At 41.8% G+C, this 2,470-nt stretch carries 4 protein-coding genes; 1 reads left to right on the top strand and 3 read right to left on the bottom strand.

The window, feature by feature from the left end; translation table 11 throughout:
- Nucleotides 1–183: 183 nt before the first annotated feature.
- Both JCM21738_RS21550 and ssb read right to left on the bottom strand, forming a co-directional pair.
- Nucleotides 184–390: a hypothetical protein gene (locus JCM21738_RS21550; RefSeq protein WP_023627799.1), complete on the bottom strand. Its 207-nt coding sequence runs from the start codon at nucleotides 388–390 to the stop codon at nucleotides 184–186.
- Nucleotides 383–802 carry a single-stranded DNA-binding protein gene (gene ssb / locus JCM21738_RS21555; RefSeq protein ID WP_051391385.1) on the bottom strand — a complete coding sequence of 140 codons (420 nt, stop codon included), beginning with the start codon at nucleotides 800–802 and terminating at the stop codon, nucleotides 383–385. The genes JCM21738_RS21550 and ssb overlap by 8 nt, the downstream gene beginning before the upstream one ends.
- Before the next feature lie 260 nt (nucleotides 803–1,062).
- Between ssb and JCM21738_RS21560 the strand changes: the two genes are divergently transcribed.
- Nucleotides 1,063–1,497: a YwpF family protein gene (locus tag JCM21738_RS21560; protein ID WP_023627797.1), complete on the top strand. Its 435-nt coding sequence runs from the start codon at nucleotides 1,063–1,065 to the stop codon at nucleotides 1,495–1,497.
- A gap of 78 nt (nucleotides 1,498–1,575) precedes the next feature.
- Here the strand turns inward: JCM21738_RS21560 and JCM21738_RS21565 are convergent, their stop codons facing one another.
- Nucleotides 1,576–1,866, bottom strand: coding sequence for a hypothetical protein (locus tag JCM21738_RS21565; RefSeq protein WP_023627796.1), 291 nt, complete (start codon nucleotides 1,864–1,866; stop codon nucleotides 1,576–1,578).
- Nucleotides 1,867–2,470 lie beyond the last annotated feature (604 nt).

Genomic DNA, 2,470 nt, shown 5'->3' on the forward strand with positions numbered 1-2,470 from the left:
AGACACTAATCTAAGTGAAAAGTTTTATAATTTCTTATAAACAAAAAAACCGGCCAAGTTAGCCGGCATCAAAATTAGAGGGTATATTGGAGATCGGGTTATTGAATTTCTCTCTTGAAGAACCAGGTGAGTTGATACCGTGGAAATTCTTTGTGTTGGTTTGTTTCGTGCTTGAATACTTTGTTATTTCCTTGCATATTCTTTTCTGCTGGAATTTGGTCTTGGTGGCTCTGCTATGAAGGAATAGACGCGGTTGATCTGCTGTTCTTTTGAGGCGATTTCGAGCTGCCGGACACGCTTGGTGAGTTCGTCGACCTTCTCATTGTTTTTTCCAACCATTTTAATCAGGCTGACTAGCAGCTTTTCAACTGAATCGGTATCGTTATACAAATGGAAGCTCCTCTCTTTGCGGCGGTGCTGGGGGAACAGTTTCCGGCTGTCGGTAAGATTGTGATGCCTGCTGGGTTTCTCTTGTGCCAGCCGGCTTTGTACTTAAAAATCTAACTCCCTCGGCCACGACTTCGGTCACATAAACACGTTTGCCTTCCTGGTTATCATAGTTTCGTGTTTGAATGCGGCCGGTGACTCCAAGGACAGAGCCCTTTTTACAATAGTTGGACGTATTCTCAGCTGTTTTGCCCCAAAGGATGCAGTGGACAAAATCAGCCTCGATTTCCCCGCTGGCATTTTTGTAATGCCGGTTCACCGCAAGCGTGATATTCGACACCGCTTTGCCGTCCGGTGTGTACCTGAGATCCGGATCCCTGGTCAGCCTGCCTACTAGCGTTACTTGATTGATCACCTTTTCATCTCCTTTCTCGGTTATAGCTTGATGATATTCCTTTTTTCCGTTGGAGTAAAATGTCGAAAATCGTTCTTTTCCCTGCAAAAATAATCCTATCCCTGCAAAATAGCATTCCATAAATCAGTTTTAAGCACTTCGTATACAGTCAAAAATGATTTTTACCAATTCAGAAATATTTCTTTCGACAAACTTGCTTTTTTTCGCTTTCGATTCATCCTGTGTTATAATTTGGACAAGTATTACGGGAGGTGGTTGACATGAAGACGTTTAAGTTGATTTCAATGCAGCTTGCTGATGATGATGCTTTAGTGGATATCGAAATGGAAGACGGCCTGATTATCAATAAAGAGGATGAAAAAGGAACCTGGCTCGTCGAGGTTTTTGCTGACCATAAATATATTCCTTTTTTCCAGGATGCATGCGACACCGACAAAGAAATCATCGTCCACGTCGTCATCACCAAGCGTGAGAACGACCCGGCAGCATTTTTGACAAAAGTTTGCTGCGTGAAGAAGCTGAAGACCCATGCCAGCATCCTTTTAACGGGAAAGCTAACCAAACCAAAGAGCGATTACCCGGAAAAATTGCTGGAGTATCTGCTCGATAAAGGTTATAAAGGCGAAGAACTGCTTACAGAATTCAAGAAAAAAATCATAGCAAGGCCGCAGATTTTGCAGCCGAAGAATGTGTAATGAAGCTCCTGCTGACTGGCTGGAGTTTTTTTTATGGGCAAAATAAAAGGGCAGGAATCCAACCCTGCCCTTTTTTCATTATTGATCGTTATTGTCCTCATCGTTCATATCAAGGTTGTCTTCAACAGCGTCTTCGCCAGGCTCGTTGTTGTCCTCCATCATGTCGCCATCGTTCTCTGTGTTGATGTCGTTGTTTTCGCCGTTGTTGTCATCGATCATGCCATCATCATCGACATTGCCATTGTCGTCTGCTGGATTCTCGATATCCACATCGTCATCCGGAGGAGGATCCTGGTCATTCGCACAGCCTGCAAGGAACATAGCCGATAGCAATGAGCCACCGATTAACATTAATAGCTTTTTCTTCATGAGTAAGCCCCTTTCATTAATTCGTATTTTTGAGACCTGTTGCACGGGTCTGCTGTTATATTGCCCATCATTGAAAAAAACTTGCATTATTTTGTAAAAAAATCAGTTCAAAAATTATTCTCTTAATACAGAATGAAAATTGTACCGTTCTCTACCCAAATTGCACCTTAATCATGATTAATTGCATCATTCCCACCACAAAATTGCACGAAAACCAACAGGAATTGCACTTTGATCAAAAACAAACTATAGGACATCTCCCTAATATACCAAAAATCAAGTTGGTAAAATTATTCTCTTAGTAAAGATCTTTATTCTCTCGAACATGAGCAATAATCTCTCAAACATGAGCAATAATCTCTCGAAAACTGTGTGGAATTTCCCGAATAAGCTCAATAATCTCTCGATAACCAGTAAGATTCTCTCGTTTTTCCTAATAATGTAAGAAAAAATTTCAAAAAAACATCTCGCGATAAATTATTCCCGCTGGGGGCACGAAACCCAAGAGGAAGTGCATAGTATTACTAATTTTATAAAGAACAAAAAGCGCAAGCGCCTCGTTCAGCCCCGACAAGCGCTGGAGGGCCGACCAGTGAAGTCGTTC

It is taken from the genome of Mesobacillus boroniphilus JCM 21738 (genome assembly GCF_000517385.1).
In the GTDB taxonomy this organism is placed as follows: domain Bacteria; phylum Bacillota; class Bacilli; order Bacillales; family Cytobacillaceae; genus Mesobacillus; species Mesobacillus boroniphilus.

Coding starts and splice junctions, on each gene's coding strand:
- JCM21738_RS21565 (WP_023627796.1), bottom strand. CDS start 1,866: ATGAAGAAAAAGCTATTAATGTTAATCGGTGGCTCATTGCTATCGGCT.
- JCM21738_RS21560 (WP_023627797.1), top strand. CDS start 1,063: ATGAAGACGTTTAAGTTGATTTCAATGCAGCTTGCTGATGATGATGCT.